This window comes from Marinicauda pacifica (genome assembly GCF_004793635.1).
GTDB classification, from domain to species: domain Bacteria; phylum Pseudomonadota; class Alphaproteobacteria; order Caulobacterales; family Maricaulaceae; genus Marinicauda; species Marinicauda pacifica.
The window spans coordinates 987215-1006155 of record NZ_SRXV01000001.1 but is presented as its reverse complement, the minus strand read 5'-3'; the positions used below and the strand labels follow the sequence as shown (position 1 = coordinate 1006155).

Genomic DNA, 18941 nt, shown 5'->3' with positions numbered 1-18941 from the left:
CGTCGTGATAGTCGTGGTAGTAGGAGGCGGTGTCGTGACCCGACTCTCACTGCACCCGTTTCTGAGCGTCGCTCAAGCCAAGCCGGTCTCGCCTTCCTATACTGACCCCACACGCGAATCAGAGGGCCGGGCATGGGCGAGCACTTTACCGAAGAAGGCGGACGCATCTTTGACGAGAGTTTCGAGCAGGCGCTGTCCTCTCGCTATCTCGCCTACGCCTTGTCCACCATCACCCAGCGGGCGCTTCCCGATGCGCGCGACGGGCTGAAACCGGTTCACCGCCGCCTGATGCATGCCATGCGTCTGCTCAAGCTGGATCCCGATTCCGGTTTCAAGAAATGCGCGCGGGTGGTCGGCGACGTCATCGGTAAGTACCACCCGCACGGCGATCAGTCGGTCTATGACGCGCTCGTGCGTCTCGCCCAGGATTTCGCCGCGCGCTATCCCCTGGTGGAGGGCCAGGGCAATTTCGGCAATATCGACGGCGATGGCGCGGCGGCGATGCGTTATACCGAAGCGCGCCTGACCGAAGCCGCGCGCCTCCTCTTGCAGGACATCGACGCCGGGACGGTCGATTTCCGCGACACGTATGACGGCGAGGACGAGGAACCGCTTGTCCTGCCGGGTGCCTTCCCCAACCTGCTGGCCAATGGGGCGGCGGGAATTGCAGTCGGCATGGCGACCAATATCCCGCCCCACAACGCCGCCGAGCTGTGCGATGCCGCGCGTCACCTGATCAAGACGCCCAATGCGCGCACCGAAACCCTGCTGAACTATATCCAGGGGCCCGACTTTCCCACCGGCGGCGTTTGCGTCGAGGACAAGGCCTCAATGCTGGAGGCCTACGAAACCGGGCGGGGCGGTTTTCGTGTCCGCGCCCGGTGGACGACGGAGGATCTGGGCCGGGGAACCTGGCAGATCGTCATCACCGAAATTCCCTACCAGGTCCAGAAATCGCGCCTAGTCGAGCGGATCGCCTCGCTCATGGACGCCAAGAAGCTCCCGCTCGTTGGCGATGTCATGGACGAGTCCGCGGAGGATATCCGCCTCGTCATCGAGCCGAAAAGCCGCACCGTCGATCCCGAACTGCTGATGGAATCGCTGTTCCGGGTCACCGATCTGGAAGTGCGTTTCGCGATGAACATGAACGTGCTCGACCCCAAGGGCGCGCCGCGCGTCATGGGCCTCATCGAGGTGCTCCAGATCTGGCTCGACCACCGGCGCGAAGTCGTGGTTCGCCGTGCGCGCACGCGGCTTGGCAAGGTGGAAGACCGGCTCGAAGTGCTGGGCGGCTACATCGTCGCCTTCCTCAATCTGGACCGGGTCATCGAGATCATCCGCGAAAGCGACGAGCCCAAGCCCGCCCTGATGGCCGAGTTCTCGCTGAACGAGCGCCAGGCCGAGGCCATCCTCAACATGCGCCTGCGCTCGCTGCGCAAGCTGGAGGAAATGGAAATTCGCTCCGAGCAGGAGAAGCTCGAGGGCGAACGCGCCGAGCTGAATGCGCTGCTCGATAGCGAGGAGACGCAATGGGCCAAGGTCGATAGCGAGATCGCGCAGGTCAAGAAGACGTTCGGCCAGAACACCGAGATCGGCCGGCGCCGCACCAGCTTTGCCGATGCGCCCGATGCCGACATTGCCAGCGCCGTGGAAGAAGCCCTCATCTCGCGCGAGCCGGTGACGGTGGTGCTTTCCACCATGGGCTGGATCCGCGCCCTGAAAGGGCACCAAGACGATCTGTCGGGCCTGAAGCACAAGGAAGGCGACGAGACTCTGTTCGCGGTCAAGGCTGAAACCACCGACAAGCTGATCCTGGTCGAGACCAATGGCCGCTTCTACACGCTGGATGTATCCAAGCTGCCGGGCGGACGTGGCTTTGGCGAGCCATTGCGCCTGACCATCGAGATGGACGAGGACGCGTCGCCGATTGCGCTGTTCAAGCACGATCCCGCGCGCACGCTTCTGGTCGCTTCAAGCTCCGGGCACGGCTTCCAGATCAAGGAAGAGGCCGTGACCGCGTCGAAGCGGGGCGGCAAGCAGATCCTGAACGTGCTCGAGGGCGCCGAAGCGATGAGCGTCATCGAGGCAGACGGCGACCGCGTCGCCGTTCTCGGCACCAACGGCAAGCTTCTGGTCTTCGCCCTGTCCGAGATTCCGGAGATGGCGCGTGGCAAGGGCGTGCGCCTGTTCGGCGGCAAGGGCGGCGATATCGCTGACATCACCGTGTTCAAGGGTGAAGACGGCCTGTTCCGGGTCGACTCCGCCGGCCGCCGTCACGAGGTCGAGGGATGGCATCTGTTCGAAGCCAAGCGCGCCCAGGCGGGGCGGATGGCACCGAAGGGGTTCGGCAAGGCGAAACGATTTGATGCCAGCGCGTCCAAGGCAGTGGCGAACCGGAACGGGGCCGACTAAGCTCGGCCCGCAACCCTTTGAAGGATTCGTTTGATGGGCATCGGAATGACAATCCTGATTATCGTGATCGTGGCCGCGGTCATCGTGACCCTGGTTTACAACCGGCTCGTCGCGCTTCGTCAGACGACGCGTCAGGCCTGGGGCGATATCGATGTCCAGCTGAAACAGCGCCACGATCTGGTGCCCAACCTGGTCGAGACGGTGAAGGGCTATGCCACGCACGAAAAGGACACGCTGGAAAACGTCGTGAAAGCCCGTCAGCAGGCCGTCGATGCCGGCAGCCTGAAAGATCAGGCCCAGGCCGAGAACATGCTGTCCGGCGCGCTTCGCCAGCTCTTTGCCCTCTCGGAAAGCTATCCCGACCTGAAGGCGAACCAGAACTTCCTGTCGCTCCAGACCGAGCTCGCCGAGCTGGAAAACAAGATCGCGGCCGCACGGCGCTTCTTCAACAATGCCGTCGCCGAATACAACACCGCGATCGAGCAATTCCCCGCCGTGCTGCTTGCCGGTCCGTTTGGCTTCAAGACCGAGGAGTTCTTCGAGGTCGCGACGACCGAGCGTGCGCGTGTGGAAGCTGCGCCGAACGTCAGCTTCTAGTCCGGTCGCCGCCGGGCAGGTCCGGGTGACCCAAGGATCGCGACACCATGATAAAAGCGGTCGGCCTGCGGACCTATATCTGGAACAACAATCTAAAATCGATTCTGCTTCTGGCAGGCTTTCCGCTCCTGCTCTGCCTTTTGCTTTACGCCGGGATCCTGATCTTCGGTGCGGTCGCGGGGGGCAGCGGGCCTGCCTATAAAGGGCAGGCGGTTGGCCTGGCCTTCGGCGAGGCCGCCCGGCAGCTGCCGGTGGTGCTCCCCTTTGCGCTGATCGGGGCCGGGCTCTGGTTCATCGTCGCCTGGTTTGGCCATCAGGCGATGATCGATTCGATGACCGGGGCCCGCAAGGTCTCGCGTAGCGAGGAGGCAGAGCTCTACAACCTGCTTGAAAACCTTTGCATCTCGCGTGGGATCACGATGCCGGACCTTCGCGTCATCGAGACGGGCGCGCGCAACGCCTATGCAAGCGGACTGAAGCAGGGCCAGTATTCGATTACAGTGACGCGCGGCCTGATGGAAACGCTCGAGCGTGACGAGATCGAGGCGGTGCTGGCCCACGAGCTCAGCCACATCCGGCACAATGATGTGCGGCTTCTGGTCATCTCGGTGATCTTCGCCGGCATCATTTCGGTGGTCGCGGAGATCATGGCGCGCGGACTGTTGCACGGTTCGCTGAACCGTGTCGGAGGAGCGCGCCGCGGCAAGGGAGGCAACGCGATCGTCATCGTGCTCATCGGCGTTGCCATCGTGGCGGTCGCCTACGCACTGGCGGTCGTGATCCGGTTTGCCCTGTCGCGGCGGAGAGAATTCATGGCGGATGCCGGGGCGGTCGAGCTGACCAAGAATCCCGACGCGATGATCCGCGCGCTCCAGAAAATTTCCGCCGACCCGAAGATCGAGAAGGCGCCGCGCGAAGTACGCGAAATGTTCCTGTACGATCATGAAACCGGATTCGCCGGCCTGTTCGCCACCCATCCGCCGATCGACAAACGTATCGCCGCTCTGGTCGAGTATGGCGGGGGACGGGCCGGGGAAGCCCCGGTCTAGGGAGTCCGCCGGTCGGTATCGTCGACGCGCCCGCCGATCGCGCGATCGTCCTCTGTCTCGGCACTCGAGACCAACGGGGGCTCGCCCCGATCCTCGTTCAGAAGCGGCGCGTAGGACTGGGCGTAGATGTACCAGACCGAGATGAAGAGTGCGGCGATCACCGGGCCGATGATCAGACCGACCGGCCCGAATAGCGTCAGACCCCCGACGGTCGAAATCAGGATCAGGAGGTCAGGCATTTTCGTGTCCTGGCCGACCAGGATCGGGCGCAGGACATTGTCGATCACCCCGACAAAGAGGGAGCCGTAGAGCGCCAGACCGATCGACGCGGCGATCTGGCCGTCAAACCAGAGAAAGAGCGCGGCCGGACCCCAGACCAGGGGCGGGCCGACCAGCGGCACAATGGATAGCACGCCCGCCACGCCGCCCCAGAAGGCGGCGCCGGGAATGCCGCATATCGCCAGGGCGATCCCGGTGAGCACCCCTTGCACGACCGCAATCACGAACGTGCCCTTGACCGTCGCGCGGATGGTCGAGAGCGCGCGCTCGGCCAGCAATTCGCGATCCTTCGGTGCCATCGGGATCAGGTTGATCGTATTGGCGGCCATGGTTCTGCCCGACATCAAGAAGAGGTAGAGCGCGAAGATCAGCACGATGACATGCAGGAAAAGCGCGAAGACATTGCCCGTCGCGCTTCGCAGCGCGCTGACGATCATGGTCCCGGCCCGCGACGCCAGATCACCGAGCTGGCTCGTCAGCTCGCCCTGATAGGTTATTATGACGTCCTGAAACGGCATCCATCCGGGCAGCGCGCCCACACCGTCCTGGCGCCAGGCCGCAACCTGGTCCTGGAGCCAGGGCGTGATGGCCTGGGTGACCTCCACTGCCTGGCGCGCAATCAGGAACAGCATCGCACTGACCGGCAGCAGGATCACGACTGCGGTGAGCACCATCACAAGGCTGGCCGCGATGCGGGCCCGGCCGCCCAGAAGGCGGGCGAGGTTCTGCTGCACGGGCATAAGCAGCAGCGCCAGCACGGCCGCCAGGAACAGCACCGAAAGAAAATCCCGGATCATCCACAGGAAGACTGCGGAGATACCCAGCGCCAGAACGACGATGAAGGCGCGCTGCAGGATCAACCGGTCGCCGGCATCGCGCGTTTCGTCGGATTTGTCAGTCATAGAGCAATCCAGGCAGGGCTGTCGCAAGCCAGGGCATGAGAATGATGACGACGATCGCGGCGAGCTGGATGAACACGAACGGCATCGCTCCCCTGTAAATCGCCCCAGTGGTGACTTGTTCCGGCGCGACCCCGCGCAGGTAGAAGAGCGCAAACCCGAACGGGGGTGTCAGGAAGCTGGTCTGCAGGTTCATCGCCATCAGAACGCCGAGCCAGACCGGATCGACGCCCATCATCAGCAGGACGGGCGCCACAATGGGCACCACGACGAAGGTGATCTCGATGAAGTCCAGGAAGAAGCCGAGCAGGAACATCACGATCATCACGGCTGCCAAGGCGCCGAAGACACCGCCGGGCATGGAGGTGAGCAGATGCTCTACGCTCTCGTCACCGCCCAGTTCACGGAAGACCAGGGAAAACAGGGATGCCCCGATCAGGATGACGAACACCATGGACGAGATCCGCGCGGTCGCCGTCATCACCTCGTCCAGCACGCCGGTTCGCTTCAACCGCCAGAGCGCGAGAAGCGTGGCCAGCGCTGCGAGCGCACAGACGGCATAGGCCGCGCCCAGGGCAAGGCCCGCATCGGCCGTTTTGAGATCGATCACCCCGGTGGAGAAGATCAGCAGGAGCAGGCCTGCGCCTCCCAATGCGATGATGGAGCGCCCGTAGCCCGGGTTGGTCGCGGCGCCGGCATTTCTGAATCCGGCCAGCAAGGTCGCCCCCAGCGCGCCGACGGCGGCCGCTTCGGTGGGTGTGGCCAGACCGGACAGGATCGACCCGAGCACGGCCACGATCAGAAGCAGAGGTGGAATGAGCGCGCTCAACAGCGCGCGCCAGCTCAGCTTCAATTCACCGCGGGCAATGGCCGGCGACCCTTCCGGCTTCAGGTGTGCCATCACCAGCTGGTATCCGACATAGACCAGCACCAGCAGGACGCCGGGTATCAGCGCGCCGGCAAACAAATCCCCGACCGAAACGACGTCGGGGGAGAATATGCCCTGTGCGCGCTGCGCTTCGGCATACGCGCTCGAAAGCTGATCGCCGAGCAGCACCAGAACGATGGACGGGGGGATAATCTGCCCGAGCGTGCCGGCGGCAGCGATCGAGCCGGATGCCAGCGCGGGATCGTACCCGCGCCTCAGCATGGTCGGCAGGGAGAGAAGCCCCATTGTCACCACGGTCGCGCCGACAATCCCGGTTGATGCCGCCAGCAGGGCGCCGACCACGACGACGGAGATGCCGAGCCCGCCGCGCATCGTGCCGAACAGGGCACCCATCGCCTCCAGCAACTCCTCCGCCACACGCGATTTTTCCAGCATCACGCCCATGAAGACGAAGAGCGGGACGGCCACCAGAATGGCTTTGTCCATCTCCATGATGTTGCCGTAGATGCGCTGCGGGAAGGCGCGCAGATGGATGGGATCGAACACGTCTAGCGCTACGCCGAGGATCGCGAAGGCAATCCCCACGCCGGCCAGGGTGAAGGCCACCGGGTAGCCGCGCAGCAGCGCCGCAAAGGCGAGGGCGAACATCGCGAAGGGCAGGATCTCGTAGAACACCGCCATGACCTACAGCTCCCGCCGGGCCGGCTCGCCGGGCACGGGCGCCTCGCGTCCGCACAGTGTCAGGACGGCGCGGGCCGTCATGGCAAAGCCCTGCAGGATGAGCAGGACGGCAAATAGCGGAATCGCGGTCTTCAGTGCGAAGACCAGGGGCAGACCGTCGCTTTCGCGCGAGCTTTCAAGAACGCGCCATGCCCCGCCAACATAGCTGCGCGAGGTCGTCAGGATCAGCACGCACATCGGCACCAGGGCCAGATAATAGCCGAAGAGATCGGTCCAGGCTTTGCCCTGGTCGGACAACTTGGAATAGATCACGTCGACCCGCACATGGCCGCCGTGTAGCAGCGTCGCCCCTGCGCTCAGCAGGAAGAGGAGGCTGTGCAGATAGATGACGCTTTCCTGCAGCTTCGTGGATGAATTGCCGAACACATAGCGCTGGATCACCACCACGACGGTGACGATGACCAGGGCCAGCGCGAACCAGCGCACCGCGTCGCTCAGCGTTTCGCTGATCGCATCGAGCATTTGCGTGGTCCTGGTCAGGACTCGCTCGGCCAGAGGCGGCAGGCCGGATACGCGGCCCCAGATCAGCAGGATGAGCGGCAGGGCCAGAAGCGGGCTGAGAACCAGCCCGAGCAGGACCAGAAAATCGCCGGCCCACGCGGCGACAGCTGACAGATTGGCCGCGATCCAGGCCTGAACCGCGCCGCCCGTCGCGCCGTCGGCCGCGATCAGCGCCAGGCTTGCCGCAACGATGAGAACCAGCAGGACGTCTCCGGATCTCATGGCGCTAGCGACCGAGAATGCGGTCACGCTGACGATAATAGGGAGCTTCGGACACGTTCGCCCAGTCACGCACCAGTCTGCGCGACTGCAGGTAGCTGTCATAGACCCGGCGGGAGATGGCATCCGCATTCGCGCTGTCGGCGACGACTTGCTCGCAGATGCGCCCGACCTCAAGCCAGATATCGTCCGAGAAGGAGCGCAGCTGCACCCCATGGTCCTCGGTCAGCGTGCGAAGGGCGAGACCGTTCTGGTGATTGAATTCGGCCAGGCTCTGATTGTTTGCGGCATGACATGCGCCGCGCACGATCGCCTGGTGGTCGCTCGCCAGCGATTCCCAGACGCCGAGATTGATCCCGAGCGCCAGGGCCGAGCCCGGCTCGTGGAATCCGGGACCGTAATAATAGGGAGCTTCACGGTAGAAGCCGAAGGCCAGGTCGTTCCAGGGCCCGACCCATTCGGTGGCGTCGATCGCTCCGGACTGCAGCGACTGGTAGATTTCGCCACCGGACAGCGCGACGGCCGCGCCTCCGAGTTCGCGGATGACATTGCCGCCGAGTCCGGGAATACGCATGCGCAGCCCGCGAAAATCCTCGAGCGTATTGATTTCGCGTTTGAACCACCCGCCCATCTGGTGGCCGGTATTGCCCGCCTGGAAAGGCTGGATGTTGAACGGGTTGGAAAGCTCGTTCCAAAGCTCCTGTCCGCCGCCGTATTCCACCCACGCCATGATCTCGTAGGGCGTCATGCCCATCGGCACCGCGCAGTAGAAGTTGAAGGCCGGAGACCGGCCCTGCCAGTAATAATCGGCGGCGTGATACATGTCCGCGACGCCGTTGGAGACCGCGTCGAAGACTTCGAATGCGCCGACAATCTCGCCCGCACCGTACACCTCGACCTCGAGCGAGCCGCCCGACATCTGGGTGATCAGCTCGGCGGTGCGTACCGCGGCGGTCCCGAGACCGGGAAACCCGGGCGGCCAGGTGGTGACCATGCGTAACCGGCGGGTTCGCCCGCGATTGACCGCCGGTGCGGCCACGCGTTCAGACGTTCCGTCCGAGCCCTGTGAACATGCCGATGCTGCCCCGACCGCCGCAATCCCCGCCGCGCTGATGAACGTCCGCCGATCCATGGATCGTCTCCCCCGTATGACGTGTGGCGCCTTCTTGCGGGCGCCGGCCGTTATTTCGGCCATCGACACGTTTGGTTGTACAGAATGGCCCGGCCGATAACCGGATCGTCTGATTACGTTTTGACCTGACGCTCGGCGTCGGTCAAACGTCTCCATCCGGCCGGCTCGAGAATTTCGAGCGGCTGGAAGGCGGCCTTGTAATGCATTTTGGGACTGCCGGGCACCCAGTAGCCTAGATAGATATGATCCAGGCCGGCCTCGCGCGCGCGCTCGATATGATCGAGAATCATGAAGCTGCCGAGACTGTACCGGACCAGATCGGGATCGAAGAAGCTGTAGACCATCGAGAAGCCGTCGCTCAGCTCGTCGATCAGGGCCGCGGCCATCAGGAACCCGTCCGCGTCGCGGTACTCGGCAATGCTGGTCGACTGGGCACCGTCCTCGACCATGCTGGCAAACTCGAAGAAATCCATGCCGGCCATGTCGCCATCGCCATGACGCGCGTCCAGATAGCGCGACAGGAGCGCGTAGAGTTCGGGCGTCGCCTGAGCGGGGGCCGAGCTGCGAATCAGGCCCCGATTCCGCTTCACGATCCGGCGCTGGCTCCGGCTCAGCTTGACCTCGGAGACCGGAATGCGCGCCGATTTGCAGGCGGCACATCGTTCGCAGGCAGGACGATAAAGGATCGATTGGCTGCGCCGGAAACCCACATGGGTCAGCGCATCATTCAGCGCCGCCCCGTCGGACGTCTCCATCTTGGTAAAGACCTTCCGCTCCATTTCGCCTGGCAGGTAGGGGCAGGGCGCCGGCGCCGTCAGGAAGAAAGGCAGCTGATTGGTTTTGAAGGGATGGGTCACACACCAGCTCCAAAAGCGGCTTTGAGCAGGATGTCAGAGTTTGGCCGGCGCATCAAAATCTCAATCCGGAATTTAGCCAGATAAACACGGTGAAGGCAGCCCAAATGAGCAAAGAGAGGGGAAGGCCCGCTTTCACGAAGTCGGTGAACTTGTATTTGCCCGGTCCCATTACCAGAAGGTTTGTCTGATAGCCGATCGGCGTGGCGAAACAGGTGTTGGCTGCAAAAAGCACCGTCAATGCGAACAGGATGGGATCGCCCCCGGTCTGTTCGGCCGCATTGAGCGCGATCGGAGTGAACAGGATCGCCGTGGCATTGTTGGACAGGACGTTGGTCAGCGCGGCCACCAGGAAGAAAAGCGCCGACAGCAGCGCGATGGTTCCAAACGGCTGGAAAAGCGCGACCACGCCATAGGCCAGCACTTCCGCGCCGCCTGTGGCTTCCAGGCTGGTGCCCAGCGCGAATGCCGAGCCGATCAGCAGATAGACCTTCATGTCGAAGGCGCGCGCGGCCTGGCGTGTGTTCAGCGATCCGGTGGCTATCATCGCGACGGCGCCGAGTACCGAGGAAACGACGATCGGCAGGAGCCCCGTCGCCGCAGTCAGGACCACCCCGCCGAAAATTACACGCGCCGCCATGGCGCGGCGCGGGTCGGGCAGGTCGCTCGTCGCCCATTCGATCAGCAGCAGGTCGCGGTCCGCGCGCAACTTGCGCATCGCGTCTCCGGTTCCGAACATCAACAACACGTCGCCCGCTTCAAGGCGTATTTCGCCCATGCGGGCGCGGAACATGCGCGAGCGGCGCTGAATGCCCAGCACGACCGCACCCACCGAATGGCGAAAGCCGATCTGCCGGATGGTGCGCCCGATCAGGCGTGAGCCGGGCGACACGATGGCCTCGGTGATCGCCAGCCGCTCGCCAGGCGCCGGGGCTTCTCCCGGTCCGGCTGCACGCAGCATGCCTTTAAGGAAATCGGCCCGGCTCGACAGAAGCTCGGTCAGCTTCTTGCGGGTCGCCGCCACGATGACCAGGTCGCCGTGTTTCAGCTCGACCGTGTCGAACGGGGGGAGCAGCGCATTTTCTCCGCGCTGAATCATGCGTACCGTGACATCGGGAAGGTCCGGGAACATGCCGGCCACCGGCTTCTGGCCCAGCAGGGGGTGGCCGGAGCCCACTTCGATCTGCGCGATATACTGTTTGCCCGCCGAGGTGCCGGTGATTTCCGATTCCATGTCGGCGCGCTTGGGCGTGAGATGAGGCAGGATGAAAGTGATGTAGAGCAGCCCCACTCCCGCCAGTATCAGGCCCGGGCCCGTAGGCGTGAAAAAGCCGAGCTGGAGGCCAGATGTGTCCAGCAGCGATTCCGCGACGAGCAGGTTCGTGGAGGATCCGATCAGCGTCGTCATGCCTGCCAGGATGCAGACATAGCTCAGCGGCATCATGTAGATGGAGGGCGAGTTCTTCTCCCGCGCCGCGATGGCGCCGAGGATCGGGATGAACATCACCACGACAGGCGTATTGTTGATGAAGGCCGAAACCGCGAACACGAAGAGGAATAGCGCCAGGATCGTGATCTTCGGGCGCACGTCGTACATCGCGAGCATGGCCCGGGTCGGCGCCTCCAGCGCGCCGGTCTGGAAGATGCCCTGTCCGATGATCAGAAGCGCCAGGATCGTGATCAATGCCGGATTGGCGAAGCCGGCGAGCAAGGTGCCCGCGTCCGGTCCGTCGGCAACCTGGAAAAAGAGCAGGCAGGCTGCGACGACGACTGCAGACACCACCTCGATAGAGAATTTGTCCCAGCAATAGAAGACGATCGCGACGCAAACGCCGGCCATGATGGCCCACATCCGCCAGTCGCCCACTGCCGAGAGCTGATCCATACGGTAATACGCCTGCCGCACCCGAATCCGGGCCAAGCCGGTATGCTAGCCGGGCAGTCCGTGTTTGGAAAAGCGCTTCTTCAGGTGTGTGGACAAACGCGCGCGCCTAGATGCGATTGCCCGGGGGAACCACCGGCGCTTCGCGAAGCAGGATGATCGACAGGCGCCGGTTGCCCGCCAGATAGGGATCGTCGGGAAAGAGCGGTTCGGAGCTGGCCTTGCCGGAGACTTCCGCAATGCGGTGCTCGGCGATTCCCGCGTCGTTCAGGATTTCCAGGGCCGCGTTGGCGCGCGAGGCGGAAAGCTGCCAGTTGGACAATGAGTTGGCACCCGCCGGTGAAGCGTCGGTGTGGCCGGAGATGGAGAGGCGGTTGGGCAGGCGCTCGGCAACCTCGGCGACCGCGCGCAGCAGCACGACGGCGCGCTCGTTGGGCTCTACGGCACCGGGCTGGAACATCGAGCGGCCTTCTTCATCGATCAGCTGGATACGAAGGCCTTCGGGGGTCTCGTCCACTATGATGTGCCGCGACAGCTCGGCGAGCTCGGGCATGTCCTGAAGCGCCTGGCGGAGCGACATCTCGGCGCTCTCGAACTCGGCTGCCTCGCGGCGGGCGAGGGCATTGGCGAGCGCATCCTGTGAGACGTCCGGCTGATCGTCGGCATCGGAGGAGGATTCGGTGGATTGTTGTTGGCGTACATTCTCGTTGCGCACCGATTCCGGGGCGAGACGCTCGACCACGGACGCAGAGCCCGGTCCACGTACACCTTCGTCTCCGAATTCGGTCCCGGCCAGCACGCCGCCGGAACCCGAATTGGTCGGGCTGACGCTGGCGGGGGCGAAATAGTCGGCGATGCCGCGCTTCTGCTCAGGGTCTGCGGTCGCGATCAGCCACATCAGGAGGAAGAAGGCCATCATGGCTGTCACGAAGTCGGCATAGGCGACCTTCCAGGCCCCGCCATGGTGACCTTCATGGCCACCCTTCTTGACTTTCTTGATGATGATCGGTTGATCCGACGCCATTGCCATCCACCCTCTATTCAGGCAGCCAGTTAACATCGTCAGGGTTAAGGGGCGGTTTCAGCGGACAAACTTCGCCAGGGAGACGGATTTGAAACGTGCACGGGCCTACCGGGACGCACTCTCGCGCTTTCCGACCGGGGTGACCCTTGTCACCACGATGGACGGGCAGCGGGCCTGTGCCATGACGGTCAATTCATTTTCGTCGGTCTCGCTCGAGCCTGCCCTGATCCTGTGGTCGATCGCACGCGACAGTGCGCGCTACGAGCTGTTCCGCAATACGCCGGCCTTCGGCATCAACGTGCTGGCCAGCGATCAGGAGATGCTGTCCACCCTGTGCGCGCGCGAAGACAGTCTCGAGCTGACCGGGGCGAAGTGGACGCAGCGCGAGAGCGGTGCCCTCTTCGTGGAGGGCGCAATCGCGCGGTTCGACTGCCGCACGACAGCCATTCACGAGGCGGGCGATCACGATATCATCGTGGCCGAGGTGCTCGACTTCGACACGCCGCGCGACGTGTCCCCGCTCGTCTTCAACCGTTCCAGCTATTTCCAGATCTGACCGGAGCATCGCGTCATGGCTAAACTTGCTTTTCTCGGCCTCGGGGTCATGGGCTATCCGATGGCCGGACACCTTGTTTCTGCGGGTCACCAGGTCTCGGTCTGGAACCGCACTGCGACCAAGGCGCAGGCCTGGGCGAAGGATCACGCGGGCAGGGCGGCGCAATCCCCCGAAGACGCGGTAGAGGACTGCGACGTGGTCCTCATGTGTCTGGGCGACGATCCTGACGTGCGCGCCATCGCCGAACCGGTTCTGGACGCGATGAAGCCCGGCGCCGTGCTGGTCGACCACACCACGGCCTCCGCCGAGCTCGCCCGGCAGCTGGCCGAACGCGCTGAGGAAGCCGGTCTCGGCTTCGTGGATGCGCCGGTTTCCGGCGGCCAGGCGGGCGCCGAGAACGGGCAGCTCTCCATCATGTGCGGCGGGCGCGAGTCGGACTTCGACAAGGTCCGCCCGGTCATGGACGCCTACGCGAAAGCGATCACGCTGGCCGGGCCTGCTGGTTCGGGCCAGCTGGTCAAGATGGTCAATCAAATTTGCATCGCCGGCGTCGTGCAGGGTCTCTCAGAGGGCCTTCATTTCGCCAAGCAGGCCGGGCTCGAACCGGAAACCGTCATCAATGCCATCTCCAAGGGCGCCGCGCAGTCCTGGCAGATGGAAAATCGCTGGCAGACCATGGTCGAGGGCGAGTTTGGCTTCGGCTTTGCGGTCAACTGGATGCGTAAAGATCTTCGGATCGCGCTCGACGAGGCGCGCCGTAATGGATCGCGTCTGCCGGTCGCCGCTCTGGTCGATCAGTTCTACGGCGAGGTCCAGGCGATGGGCGGGGAGCGCTGGGACACGTCCAGCCTGATTGCCCGCCTTGAGAACGCCGACCGCGCGAAGGATTAGCGCGTGCGCCTGATCGAACTCTCCCTTCCCGACGGCGATCGCGTCCAGCAGGTCCTCAAGGCCACGCTCAAGACCGAGCCGCTCGACTATCGTCTGACCGAGCCGGACGATCGCGGCCGGCGTCTGCTGCGCCTGCTCTTCAAGACGGGGGACGGGCAGAAGGCGATCGACGCGATCTCGGCCATTCTCGACGAGGAGGCAGACTGGCAGCTCGTGGTGATCCCGATCGAGGCAAGCCTGCCCAAAATCCCCGAAGACACCGATGCCCGCCAGGAGCGGCGCACGCTCGCCCTGCGCGAGGAATTGTTCGAGGACATCAGCCGGGGCGCGAAATTCAACAGCGACTTCATCCTGCTCACGGCGCTTTCCACCATCGTGGCCGTCTTTGGAATGGCGGCGGACAATGTGGCCGTCGTCATCGGCGCCATGGTGATCGCCCCGCTCCTGGGCCCGATCCTGGCATTTTCCTTCGCGTCTGCGCTCGGCGATCTGGCCCTGATGGGCAAGTCAGCGCGCACGGCGATTGCGGGGCTCTCCATCGGGCTTGCCCTGTCCTTCGCGATCGGATTTGCCTTGCCGCTCGATCTCTCTGCTGACGAATTGACCAGCCGCACGGTGGTCGGGCTGGACTCGCCCACGCTGGCACTCGCGGCCGGCGCGGCGGCCGCGCTCTCCATCGCCGCGGGCCTGCCCTCTGCGCTTGTCGGCGTCATGGTCGCCGTCGCGCTCCTGCCCCCCGCAGCAGCGGCGGGGCTTTATGCCGGCGCAGGCTACTGGCAGCTGGCCGCGCGCGCCTTGCTGCTGCTCTTCATCAACGTGGTCAGCGTCAATCTGGCCGCCCTGCTGGTGTATTTCCTCAAGGGCGTGCGTCCGCGAACCTGGCTGGAGCGGCGCGCGGCAAAGCGCTCGGTCTACGTCAACGGGGCGGTGTGGGCCGTACTGATCATCGCGCTGACACTAATCGCACTCCATTTCGCGTCCCAGCCGGCCATCGGCCTGCCATGAGCGTCGCGCTCGTCTTCTCCCTGCTGGACTATGCCGGCGTTTTCTTCTTCGCCTTCTCCGGGGGGATGATCGCCGCGCGCAAGAGCCTCGACCCGTTCGGGGCGGTGATCGTCGGCGCCGCCGCCGGCATGGGCGGGGGCACGCTGCGCGACATCCTGCTCGGCGCGCTGCCGGTCTACTGGGTCAATGCGCCGGAATACCTGGCCATCGCCGCGGCCGGCGCCATTGTCGGCTATTACGGATCGGCCCTGCTGACCAGCGGGACCGGCGCGCGGCGGGCCGCGCTGGCCTGGGCCGACGCGGTCGGGCTGTCGGTCTTCTGCGTGCTGGGCGCCCAGGCCGGGCTGCTGGCCGGGGCGCACTGGTCGATTGCCATCCTGACCGGCGTGATGACGGCTGCGTTTGGCGGCTTGCTGCGCGATGTGCTGGTGAATGACGTGCCGCTCGTCCTGCGCGAGGAGATCTACGCGCTGGCGGGCCTTGCCGGGGCGGCGGCCTACGTCTTCGGCCACATGTTTGCCTTGCCGGGCGGTCCACTGGCCATCGCGGCGGCGTTCCTGGCCTTTGCCATCCGCGCCGCCGCGATGCGTTTCAACTGGACGCTGCCCTCCATCGGCAAGCTCGACTGAGCGCCTAAAGCCGGGCCAGCGCCGCCCTCAGGTCCCCGACGAGGTCGGCTTCCGCCTCGATTCCGCAGGACAGGCGCACCAGATCGTCCGGAGTCGGGCTGTCCGGACCCTCGATGGGCTGGCGGTGCTCGATCAGGCTTTCCACGCCGCCGATCGAGGTGGCCTGGATGAAGACCTGCGTGGTGGCGGCGAGCTTTTTGGCCGCCGCCGCTCCGCCGCTCAGTCGGATGGACAGCAGCCCGCCAAACCCGCCCGTCATCTGACGCGCCGCGATGGCGTGACCTGCATGGCTCTCCAGCCCGGGATAGAGCACATGGCTGACCGCGGGATGGCCTTCCAGCGCCCGGGCGATCGCCATGGCATTGGCGCTCTGGCGCTCGAACCGGACGAACAAGGTACGCAGTCCCCGGATCAGCAGCCAGCTCTCGAATGCGCCCGGCGTCGCGCCGTTCAGCGAGGCGTTTTCGCTCAGTCGCTGCCAGCGCGCGTCTTCCTCGCGGGTGGAGACCACACCGGCCAGCACATCGGAATGGCCGTTGAGGTATTTCGTCGCCGAATGCATCACCAGGTCAGCGCCCAGATCGAGCGCGCGTGTGGTGCAGGGCGGGGCGCACGTGCCATCGACGGCCAGCAGCGCGCCAGCCTCGTGCGCCACGCTCGCGCAGTCGGCGATATCCAGCACCGACCAGACGGGATTGGCCGGCGTCTCGATCCAGACCAGCTCGGTCACTCCCGGCTCGACCGCCTCTTTCAGCGTTTCGGGGGCTTCAGGGTCGAACAGGGTGAGACGGATACGCCCGCGCTCGGCCAGGCGTTGCAAGAGCTGGCGCGTGCCGTGATACATGCGCGACTGGGCCACGACATGGGCGCCGGGCGCAACCGTCTCGAAGACGGCAGAGGCTGCACCGAGGCCGGAGGCGAACAACCGGCTCGCCGCCGCGCCTTCGAGCGCCGAGACGATGTCCTCGGCATGCTGGGAGCCCGGGCCCTGAGGACGGCGATACTGGTGCTGTCCGATCAGTGCGCTGTCGGGCCCGCGCGCAAAGGTCGTGGACGGGTGAATTGGCGCAATGACCGCCCCGGTCTCGGGATCGATCCGGTGCAGGGCTTGCGCGGCCAGCGTTTCGGGGCGTTTATCCATGAAGCGCACGCGCCGCCCGCGGGGCGAAATAGGTCAGGATGCCGTCGGCGCCCGCGCGCTTGAACGCGGCCAGGCTTTCCATCATCACGCGCTCGCCGTCGATCCAGCCTTGCGCGGCGGCCGCCTGGATCATCGCGTATTCACCGGACACCTGAAAAACGTAGGTGGGCATGGCGAACTCGGCCTTCACCCGGGCCACGATGTCGAGATAGGGCAGGCCCGGCTTCACCATGACCATGTCCGCGCCTTCCTCGATATCCATGGCGACCTCGCGCAGGGCCTCGTCGCTGTTTCCCGGGTCCATCTGGTAGGTCTTCTTGTCGCCGGTCAGCGCCTTGGCCGAGCCGATCGCATCGCGATAGGGGCCATAGAAGGCGGAGGCATACTTGGCCGCATAGGACATGATCATCGTGTCCTGCTGGCCGGCGCTGTCGAGCGACGCGCGAATGGCTCCGATCCGCCCGTCCATCATGTCGGAGGGGGCGATCACGTCGCAGCCTGCCTCCGCCTGGACGATGGCCTGGGCGATCAGCTTTTCCACGGTTTCGTCGTTCAGAATGCGCCCGTCCTTCAGGACGCCGTCATGGCCGTGCGTGGTGAAGGGATCCAGCGCCACGTCGCAGATCAGCCCGACCTCGGGCGCAGCATCCTTCATCGCGCGCACGGCCCGGGCGACCAGCCCGTCGCGGTTCAGCGCCTCGGTGCCCGCCTCATCCTTGTGGGCCGGGTCGATATGAGGAAAAATCGCGATGGCCGGAATACCCAGATCGCGGGCCTCGCGCGCAGCCTTGGCTGCCGCCTTGACCGACAGGCGCTCCACGCCGGGCATGGACGCGACCGGCTCTGTCGGGTCGGCGCTGTCGGACACCACCACCGTCCAGATCAGGTCGTCCGGCGTCAGACGGGTCTCGCGCACCAGGCGGCGCGACCAGTCGTAAGCGCGCAGGCGACGCAGCCGGGTATTGGGAAACTGGGGCATTTTAGTCTATCTCGCTTGTCAAATCTGTTGGAGGCCGGTCCCGGTCTCGCCGGTTCGCCGCGTTCCGCTACTCTTTAAGGAGAATCCGAGTGCATTTCGAGCTTAGCGAAGAGCAAGCCCTCATCCAGGACGCCGCCCGCAAGTTTGCCGATGACCGGCTTAAACCCAATGCGGCAAAATGGGACGAGGAAAAGATCTTCCCGGTCGACGTGCTGAAGGAAGCCGCAGAGATGGGCTTTGCCGGCATCTACACGCGCGACGATGTCGGCGGATCGGGCATGTCGCGTCTCGATGCCGCGATCATCTTTGAACAGCTCTCGCGTGGCTGTGTCTCCACGGCGGCCTTCATCTCCATCCACAACATGGTCAGCTGGATGATCGATACGTGGGGAAATGACGAGCAGCGCCAGAAATGGCTGCCCAAACTCACCTCCATGGACATGATCGGCTCCTATTGCCTGACCGAGCCGGGCGCCGGGTCTGATGCGGGCAGCCTGCGCACCAAGGCTGTGCGCGATGGCGATGATTACGTCCTCAACGGCTCGAAGGCCTTCATTTCCGGCGCCGGGACCAGCGATCTCTACGTCGTCATGTGCCGCACCGGCGAGGCGGGACCGAAGGGGATTTCCACCCTGGTGGTGGAAAAGGACACGCCGGGCCTCTCCTTCGGCGCCAACGAGCGCAAGATGGGCTGGAATTCCCAGCCGACGGCCGTGGTCACCTTCGAGGATTGCCGCGTGCCGGCCGCCAATCGCCTCGATGAGGAAGGCAAGGGCTTCTCCATCGCCATGAACGGGCTGAACGGGGGCCGCATCAATATCGGCGCCTGCTCACTCGGCGGCGCATCGGAGGCCTATGATCTGGCGCGCGAATACGTGCAGGGGCGCGAGCAGTTCGGCAAGCCGATCGAGGCGTTCCAGGCGACCCAGTTCAAGCTCGCTGACATGGCCACCGATCTCGATGCCGCGCGCCTCATGCTCTACCGCGCCGCCGATTCGCTGGACCGCAAGGATCCTGGGGCGCCGAAACATTGCGCCATGGCCAAGCGTTTCGCCACTGACGCAGGCTCGAAAGTGGCCAATGACGCGCTCCAGCTGCACGGCGGTTACGGCTATCTGAAGGACTACCCGATCGAGCGCATCGTGCGCGATCTCCGCGTCCACCAGATTCTTGAGGGCACGAACGAAATCATGCGCGTCATCATCGCCAAAAGCCTGTAGCGCAGGGCCGCGTATCGAGTTTTTCGATGGGTGGACCAGAAT

17 protein-coding genes are annotated in these 18941 nt (G+C 64.7%); 8 read left to right on the top strand and 9 right to left on the bottom strand.

The window, feature by feature from the left end:
• Positions 1 to 132 precede the first annotated feature (132 nt).
• Genes parC through E5162_RS04815 form a run of 3 tightly spaced genes read left to right on the top strand, consistent with a single transcriptional unit; the run spans position 133 to position 4058 of the window.
• Positions 133 to 2412, top strand: a complete 2280-nt coding sequence (gene parC, locus E5162_RS04825) for a DNA topoisomerase IV subunit A (RefSeq protein WP_135943796.1) — start codon at positions 133 to 135, stop codon at positions 2410 to 2412.
• A gap of 33 nt (positions 2413 to 2445) precedes the next feature.
• Positions 2446 to 3009, top strand: coding sequence for a LemA family protein (locus E5162_RS04820; RefSeq protein ID WP_371872210.1), 564 nt, complete (start codon positions 2446 to 2448; stop codon positions 3007 to 3009).
• Positions 3010 to 3056: 47 nt separating this feature from the next.
• Positions 3057 to 4058, top strand: a complete 1002-nt coding sequence (locus E5162_RS04815; RefSeq protein WP_135943794.1) for a M48 family metallopeptidase — start codon at positions 3057 to 3059, stop codon at positions 4056 to 4058.
• On the opposite strand, the gene E5162_RS04810 is transcribed toward E5162_RS04815, so the two are convergent.
• From E5162_RS04810 to E5162_RS04780, 7 genes are all read right to left on the bottom strand, one after another.
• A complete protein-coding gene (locus tag E5162_RS04810) occupies positions 4055 to 5239 on the bottom strand; it encodes an AI-2E family transporter (RefSeq protein WP_135943793.1) in 1185 nt (394 codons plus the stop codon). The two genes, E5162_RS04815 and E5162_RS04810, sit on opposite strands and share 4 nt — an antisense overlap.
• Positions 5232 to 6806: a TRAP transporter large permease gene (locus E5162_RS04805; protein WP_135943792.1), complete on the bottom strand. Its 1575-nt coding sequence runs from the start codon at positions 6804 to 6806 to the stop codon at positions 5232 to 5234. Before E5162_RS04805 ends, E5162_RS04810 begins: the two co-directional genes overlap by 8 nt.
• 3 nt (positions 6807 to 6809) lie before the next feature.
• Complete coding sequence (locus E5162_RS04800; protein ID WP_135943791.1) at positions 6810 to 7589, bottom strand: TRAP transporter small permease subunit; 780 nt, start codon at positions 7587 to 7589, stop codon at positions 6810 to 6812.
• A 4-nt stretch (positions 7590 to 7593) separates the two neighbouring features.
• Positions 7594 to 8718 (bottom strand): TRAP transporter substrate-binding protein, encoded by a 1125-nt coding sequence (locus E5162_RS04795; RefSeq protein WP_135943790.1) that lies wholly within the window; start codon positions 8716 to 8718, stop codon positions 7594 to 7596.
• Between the two features lie 113 nt (positions 8719 to 8831).
• Complete coding sequence (locus E5162_RS04790; protein ID WP_135943789.1) at positions 8832 to 9575, bottom strand: arginyltransferase; 744 nt, start codon at positions 9573 to 9575, stop codon at positions 8832 to 8834.
• A 52-nt stretch (positions 9576 to 9627) separates the two neighbouring features.
• Positions 9628 to 11457: an SLC13 family permease gene (locus E5162_RS04785; protein WP_135943788.1), complete on the bottom strand. Its 1830-nt coding sequence runs from the start codon at positions 11455 to 11457 to the stop codon at positions 9628 to 9630.
• 106 nt (positions 11458 to 11563) lie between these two features.
• Positions 11564 to 12484: a flagellar motor protein MotB gene (locus E5162_RS04780; protein WP_135943787.1), complete on the bottom strand. Its 921-nt coding sequence runs from the start codon at positions 12482 to 12484 to the stop codon at positions 11564 to 11566.
• Between the two features lie 82 nt (positions 12485 to 12566).
• Between E5162_RS04780 and E5162_RS04775 the strand changes: the two genes are divergently transcribed.
• From E5162_RS04775 to E5162_RS04760, 4 genes are read left to right on the top strand one after another with little or no spacing between them, the layout of a single operon-like run.
• The gene (locus E5162_RS04775) at positions 12567 to 13034 is read left to right on the top strand and encodes a flavin reductase family protein (protein WP_233342147.1); all 468 of its coding nucleotides are present in this window, start codon (positions 12567 to 12569) and stop codon (positions 13032 to 13034) included.
• A gap of 15 nt (positions 13035 to 13049) precedes the next feature.
• Positions 13050 to 13925: an NAD(P)-dependent oxidoreductase gene (locus E5162_RS04770; protein ID WP_135943786.1), complete on the top strand. Its 876-nt coding sequence runs from the start codon at positions 13050 to 13052 to the stop codon at positions 13923 to 13925.
• A 3-nt stretch (positions 13926 to 13928) separates the two neighbouring features.
• Positions 13929 to 14930 carry a TIGR00341 family protein gene (locus E5162_RS04765; protein ID WP_135943785.1) on the top strand — a complete coding sequence of 334 codons (1002 nt, stop codon included), beginning with the start codon at positions 13929 to 13931 and terminating at the stop codon, positions 14928 to 14930.
• Complete coding sequence (locus E5162_RS04760) at positions 14927 to 15559, top strand: trimeric intracellular cation channel family protein (RefSeq protein ID WP_135943784.1); 633 nt, start codon at positions 14927 to 14929, stop codon at positions 15557 to 15559. The genes E5162_RS04765 and E5162_RS04760 overlap by 4 nt, the downstream gene beginning before the upstream one ends.
• Before the next feature lie 4 nt (positions 15560 to 15563).
• Here E5162_RS04760 and E5162_RS04755 read toward each other — a convergent pair whose 3' ends face one another.
• Both E5162_RS04755 and hemB read right to left on the bottom strand, forming a co-directional pair.
• On the bottom strand, positions 15564 to 16700 hold the full coding sequence (locus E5162_RS04755) for a trans-sulfuration enzyme family protein (RefSeq protein WP_135943783.1): 1137 nt from the start codon (positions 16698 to 16700) through the stop codon (positions 15564 to 15566).
• Complete coding sequence (gene hemB / locus E5162_RS04750) at positions 16693 to 17679, bottom strand: porphobilinogen synthase (RefSeq protein WP_135943782.1); 987 nt, start codon at positions 17677 to 17679, stop codon at positions 16693 to 16695. Before hemB ends, E5162_RS04755 begins: the two co-directional genes overlap by 8 nt.
• An 89-nt stretch (positions 17680 to 17768) precedes the next feature.
• Here hemB and E5162_RS04745 point away from each other — a divergent pair, with 89 nt between their 5' ends.
• Entirely contained in the window at positions 17769 to 18899 is a 1131-nt protein-coding gene (locus E5162_RS04745; protein WP_135943781.1) for an isobutyryl-CoA dehydrogenase, read from the top strand.
• Positions 18900 to 18941 lie beyond the last annotated feature (42 nt).